At 47.9% G+C, this 6,036-nt stretch carries 4 protein-coding genes; all 4 read right to left on the reverse strand.

All coding sequences use genetic code 11. From position 1 onward, the window contains the following. Positions 1–4: 4 nt before the first annotated feature. Complete coding sequence (locus tag MUB35_RS17155) at positions 5–298, reverse strand: hypothetical protein (protein ID WP_244806567.1); 294 nt, start codon at positions 296–298, stop codon at positions 5–7. A 301-nt stretch (positions 299–599) separates the two neighbouring features. Next, entirely contained in the window at positions 600–3,659 is a 3,060-nt protein-coding gene (locus MUB35_RS17160; protein WP_244806568.1) for a VaFE repeat-containing surface-anchored protein, read from the reverse strand. 139 nt (positions 3,660–3,798) lie between these two features. Next, positions 3,799–4,956: a hypothetical protein gene (locus tag MUB35_RS17165; RefSeq protein ID WP_244806569.1), complete on the reverse strand. Its 1,158-nt coding sequence runs from the start codon at positions 4,954–4,956 to the stop codon at positions 3,799–3,801. A gap of 576 nt (positions 4,957–5,532) precedes the next feature. After that, entirely contained in the window at positions 5,533–5,955 is a 423-nt protein-coding gene (locus MUB35_RS17170) for a gamma-glutamylcyclotransferase family protein (RefSeq protein ID WP_187370585.1), read from the reverse strand. Positions 5,956–6,036: the final 81 nt, after the last annotated feature.

The raw sequence follows: 6,036 nt of genomic DNA on the forward strand, positions 1-6,036 counted from the left end.
CGGATCATACCAGGACCACCAAAAGCTGCGGGGCCAGGGTCATGATCAGGCCGCCGCCGATCCGTTCCAATGCCTGCGTCCGCATGCTGCCTTCCTGGGACTGCATGGAGCTGCCCAGCTGGAAGATCCCCCACAGGATCACCATGACACCGATCGAAGTCACCACGGCAGCCATGAGCTCCTTCGCGATATCAAACTTGGCAGTGATCGCCTGGGCACCGCTGCTTGCCAAAACGGGCATCAGATTCATGCTTATCATAGCTGCTGTCGTAAGGATCAAGGCTGCCATCCTTTTCACCCGGCGTCTCCTCCTCCCTATACCCTCTGCCCCATGCTTTTCTTTCCTACAAAATGCCTCATTCCTCTTACTCATCCCTGTCTTTCCCCTTTCTGTATGCGATCACCCCGCCGATCAGCAGGACAACGACTATGATCGCCAGCCTTATCGCAATACTTTCTGCATTCGTCATATGCTTCTCCTTTCTACCGCTAAAACAGGGAGGTCCCGTCTGGGCCCTCCCTGCGGATTTAGACACAAAAAAATCCGGCACTTTGTCCGGTTCTCTTTCCCTCTGTCTTGCCTTTATGGTCCCCTGTCATCATGCGGACCTTTTCTTTTTCCAAACCAGCACACCGATCACCCCTGCCAAGGCCGCAGCTCCTGCCGCTGCATAAGGGAATACGGATGTGGTATCACCTGTTTTTACCGGCGCTGTGGCCGTCGTATCTGTCTTTTGGGGCTGTTCTGTATCTTTCTGAACTGGCAGCTTTGTGATCTTCACGGTCTGAGCCTCATCTTTCAGGTCTTCGTGTGCCGCTGCCTCACGTCCTTGGAAGTACAGCTTTTCAAATACCACGATCTTTTTTCCACCAAGGGCGGATCCGTCAAAGGTGAATTCCAGCTCCACGCTCCCATCCGCTTTCTCAGCTGTGAACGTCTTTTCTGCCGTTACTGTTTTGCCGTTTATCTGCAGCTCTTTTTTTGTCTCCTTATCCATCAGGGTTCCTTTTACTGTATATTCCTTCCCCGGGATCAGGTTTTTATAGGCTACGGTATCCACGATCGTGATCTTCTTATCCGCTGCCGCCTCTTTTTTCCCTGTTGCTTTATCCTTTGCTGTGGTCCCGATCTTGATACTCTGATAGGTGACCGTCTGCCCTTTATCTTCGATATCCTCATGGGCCGCCACTTCACGTCCTTCAAAAAGGAGCTTTTCAAATACCACGATCTTTTTTCCACCAAGGGCGGATCCGTCGAAGGTGAATGCCAGCTCCACACTACCGTCCGCCTTTTCTGCCGTGAATGTCTTCTCCGCTGTTACCACTTTGCCATTTACCTGCAGCTCCTTCTCTGTCTCCTTATCCATCAGGGTTCCCTTTATGGTGTACTCTTTACCCGGGATCAGGTTCTTATACGTCACGGTATCCACGATCGTCACGTCCTTTACCGGGATCCCCTGGCTGCTTTCCGTATCCTTGTCTTTTGCTGTGGTGCCAATTTTGATACTCTGATAGGTGACCGTCTGTCCTTTATCTTCGATATCCTCATGGACTGCCACTTCACGTCCTTCAAAGAGGAGCTTTTCAAACACAACTACTTTTTTACCTGCCAGGGCAGAACCATCAAAAGTAAAGGTGATATCCACGCTGCCATCCGCTTTTTCGGCTGTGAACGTTTTTTCAGCCTTTACTGCTTTTCCGTCCACCTGCAGCTCCTTCTCTGTCTCCTGATCCATCAGGGTTCCCTTTATGGTGTACTCTTTACCCGGGATCAGGTTATAGTAGGAGACGGTATCTATGATGGTCACCTGTTTTGCCGGTATCCCCTCGTTTGTCCCTGTCTGCCCGTCCTTTGCTGTGGTCCCGATCTCGACCTGTTTTTCCAGATCATTTGTTACAGTCCCAAGGTTCACGGTATAGTTATCCCTCTTTATGCTGACATCAAATTTCACCAGCTTATGGCCGGCATTCGCTTCACACTGCAGCTCCTCAATGGTATAAACGCCATATGGGAGTGCCCCTTTTCCGTCATCCGGTTCAGAGCCCCCAAACCAGATCCCATCCTCCGGGGATTCCCCTTTGTTGGTATTCTGTGTATGTTTGTTCCATTCCGCGGCAGTGCTGTAATAACCATTTTCGTCCGTGATGAACACATGAGATTCCCCGGTGAGCTTGTTCGTGATAGAGAATTTCACGTTAGCCATCCGATCCAGGGTCCCGTCCTCAGCCTTGATCAGCTCGATGTCGCCCCGGATCACCTGGTCCGCACTCTCCACCGGATATACCTTGATCTCTTTGGCAGTATCCGATACGGTCACGGGATACTTGTTCCCGTCAAGCAGATAGCCTGCGGGGGCTTTTGTTTCCTTCACGTAATATTTCCCGTGGATCAGGTCTCCGGATACGGCTTTTCCATCCTCGTTCAGGGTAAGTACAGCAGCTTCCTGGTCTTTTTCATAGTCCCGGTTCTTCTCGGCTGCATAGACCGTATACTCTGCCCCGGCAAACCCTTTGTCGCTCGCCTGGCTATCCGGCTTCCCGGTCTCTTTATCGGACTTCTGGATGGAGATCCTGCCGTACACCGGCTGATCCTTACTGCCGACCGTTGCAGTCTCACCAGGTGTTACTTTTACCGGATAAGTGGTCCCATCTATGAAGTACCCTGCCGGGACTTTTGTCTCTTTGACGGTGTAATCCCCGACCGGAAGGTCTTTGAGGATCCCTTCTCCCTTTTTATCCGTAGTGATCGTCCCGGCCTTCTTGCCGGCTGCATCATAAATGGTATATTCTGCGCCGGCCACTGCCTTGCCGCTCTCGGAATCGGTCTTGCTCACCTTGATGTTTCCGGCCTTCTGCCAGGTAACGGATAAACTGGTCGTATGATCAGGATCTCTCCACCTCATAGTAATTAAATCCTGTACCTCGTCATCTGATGTTTTTAAGAACAATGGCTGGCAGTATCCCATGCTGCCTTTTAATATGCCCGTAGAAAAATCAGCAGCCCCATTCAAAGGCGCGGTAAGATAAAAGACATCTCCGCCCTTTACGGTCACTTCACCGCCGGCCTCCTCACCAGTAGTCTTGTTATGCAGCACTACCTGTTCCGGAAGTGAAAAGCTCACTGTGTTCCTGGCATCACCATTCACTGTGACCTCTTCCGTCTTCTGCTGGTCCCCTGTGATACTGGCCGTGATCGATTCTTTGCTGAAATAAATGTTCATGTCCGTGATCAGGTGTTCTGCAGCATAGTCTAATAATGGCTGGGCGAGCATCTGTCCGTTTTCATTGTCTCCACTGTACAGGACACTTAATGCAGAGCTTGTCCGCACAATCCCTTCCGCCTCATCTGTGAAGATGTTCCCTTTTCCATCCCACCCATAGTACAGGACTGTTTTGATCATGTCGTTATCATATGGATTCGTTTCAACTAATGTTCCGGTTTCCGGACTAAGTTTACTATGCTCTAAACAATACGCTCTTTCACCATCCACAAAAAAGCTGCCGACCATCCGTCCGGAGAACTCTACAGGCCCTAAATAATCAACCGTTGAGGTTTCTCCTGCAAAAACAGTGGTACTTCCACTTATCATAGTAGTTGCTGCAACGCAAAGGGACATCCCGAATGCCCCTGCTCTCTTTGCAATGTTTTTCCAATGCATGAAAATCTCCTCTCTACTTTTCTTGTTACCTACAACGAGTTTCCAGTTAATAGACCAATGGAATCACCCCCTTTCAAAGAATGCAATAAAAAAACGCATCGAATTAACGATACGTTTTTTCCATAAAATATAGAATAAATCACCAGTCGAAACCTTCTACAGTACCACCTTCCCAGGTTCCACCACCTTTTATATCTCCTCCATCTGTCCAAGTTGTTGTTACTGAAAAACTTTTATGCTCTTCTCCCATATAACCACCTGTTTTCTCACTTTGATTTCCAGATGGACTTTCTTCCGCAGTTCCGCCTGCTGTAGAGCTATCACCGGAAGATTCACTGCCGCCACTACTATAGGATTCAGATCCACCAGACCAGGAGTCTTCATTGCCTGAATATGTTTCACCTTCTGTATATCCGGAGGATGTACCTCCATCGGAATTTGATACCTGAGAGCCTGTGCCGTTCCCGGAAGCTTGTTTTCTCTGCTGTGATTCCTGGACTGCTTTCCGTTCCGCCTCTTCCTGGGCCGTCAGGGTCTGCTCCACGGTGGGAAGGTATCCCAGAAGCTCCGCTTTCAAGGTGTTTTCTGGAAGGCTATTCACGGCCTCCAGGACATCCTGGTACTGTTCACGGGTAACTCCATCCACCATAGCCCCGGTTTCCTTATCATAGATCATAAATACGGCCTCTCTGACGGCCTGCTGGCCTGCAAGGGCGTTCTGTGCTTCATCAACCTTTCCCATGTACTGTGAATAAAAGTCCGGCTTACTGGTCTTTAAGGCCTCCAGGCTGGTTTTCATCTTTGTCAAAAGATGATTGGCATCATCTCCCGGTACAGCCAGCTGACCCTCCGGATAAAGGCTGCCATAAGTTCCTACAATCTCAAACATAGCGGAAATATACTGGAACTCCTTCTCCAGGCTTTCAAATCTGGCTGCCTGCTCCTTGCTGGCATCCGGATCCGCTCCATACGTTTCCTTGAATGCATCCAGTTCCTTCTGTACCGCATCTATCTTATCCTGTGTAAGTCCATCCGCCGGCATCTTCATGTCCTCATTGGCATATAAGGCTATCATATTCTGTTCAATCGTATCCAGCTGTTTCTCTATTTCGGCCCTGGCTTCTGCAGCACGCTCCCGCTCTGCCTTCTCTGCAGCTTCTTTCTTTTCCTGCTCTATCTGCACCTGTTCCTGCCTCGTCTGCTCCTGTTGATAATTATGGGCATACACAGCCCCGCCACTAATCCCGATCACTGCAACTGCAGTCACTGCCAGAAAAGTCATTTTTTTCTTTGTCATACTGTCCCTCCTTTGAGAATCTTTCTATACATTATACTTCCGAAGCCCTCTTGTTTCTTCCTTCTTTTGGTAATTCTATCATAACACAAATGAAATTCCGTGTCGATGTCTAATGATGTCTAGTTAGTACACCCCTGTTTCAGGATATCCTTCGCAGATCTTGGATATTAATCCTATCGTATTTTTCTTTGACATCTTTGCACCATGCAACAAATAGATTTTTTATCTTAAATTGTAATGCCCCTAAACCGAACTTCTAAATATCAAATACAAAAATACATAGATGCATTTACAGAGCCACATATACGTCAGAAGGAATTGGATGCACGAAAGGGTCTGTATATATGGGAAAAGCGGTATAACACTGCCATGCTATACCGCTATCCTAAATTTAAAAGTATCTTTATGAAATCCCTAAAAAAAGGGTTCCTGGCAATCCTCCGGGAAAATCTCCACAAAGCACAGTAACGCCGGACCAGTCCGGGAAACATAATCCATATGTCATTTCGGCAAGAAACAGGGCATTGTGGATAAGCGTATTGCAAACACAAATTAATTAATACTACCACAGGCAGATTACTCATCTTTCTTTCTTATCTCCAGATATTTCACATAATCGTTACATGAAATCACGTCCCCGATCAATTTCCGGTTCTCCGGATTTCTTAGATTATAGAAATATACTGGCAAATGATCGATTTCTTCGCCCAGGTCATCATATATGGTACAAAACACTTTGTCGTATTCATTTTCTATTCTGCCCTCACCAAAGAAGCCTTCCATCAAATCTACTTCATTTTGGACATCGTCCGGCACCTCATGAATCTCACCCAGAACCATCTCATCTCCTATCGTCAAAGCAGGATACGCTTTACCCCTAATAGCATGGAGCGAGCCTTTCACATAAGCATAGCGCCGGAATGTATCATGAGCTTTGTAATAGTACTCATAATTATACATCCCCACACGAAGTGTCCCATATACAAACACTCTTCTCATCAGTGTGTTGCACCGCCCATCACCTTAATATCTGTGGGTGTGTCTACAATTGCCTCAATTGCGGCTTCAATACCCTCCACC

Origin of the sequence: Blautia sp. NSJ-175 (assembly GCF_022867815.1) — a bacterium.
Lineage (GTDB): Bacteria > Bacillota > Clostridia > Lachnospirales > Lachnospiraceae > Blautia > Blautia celeris.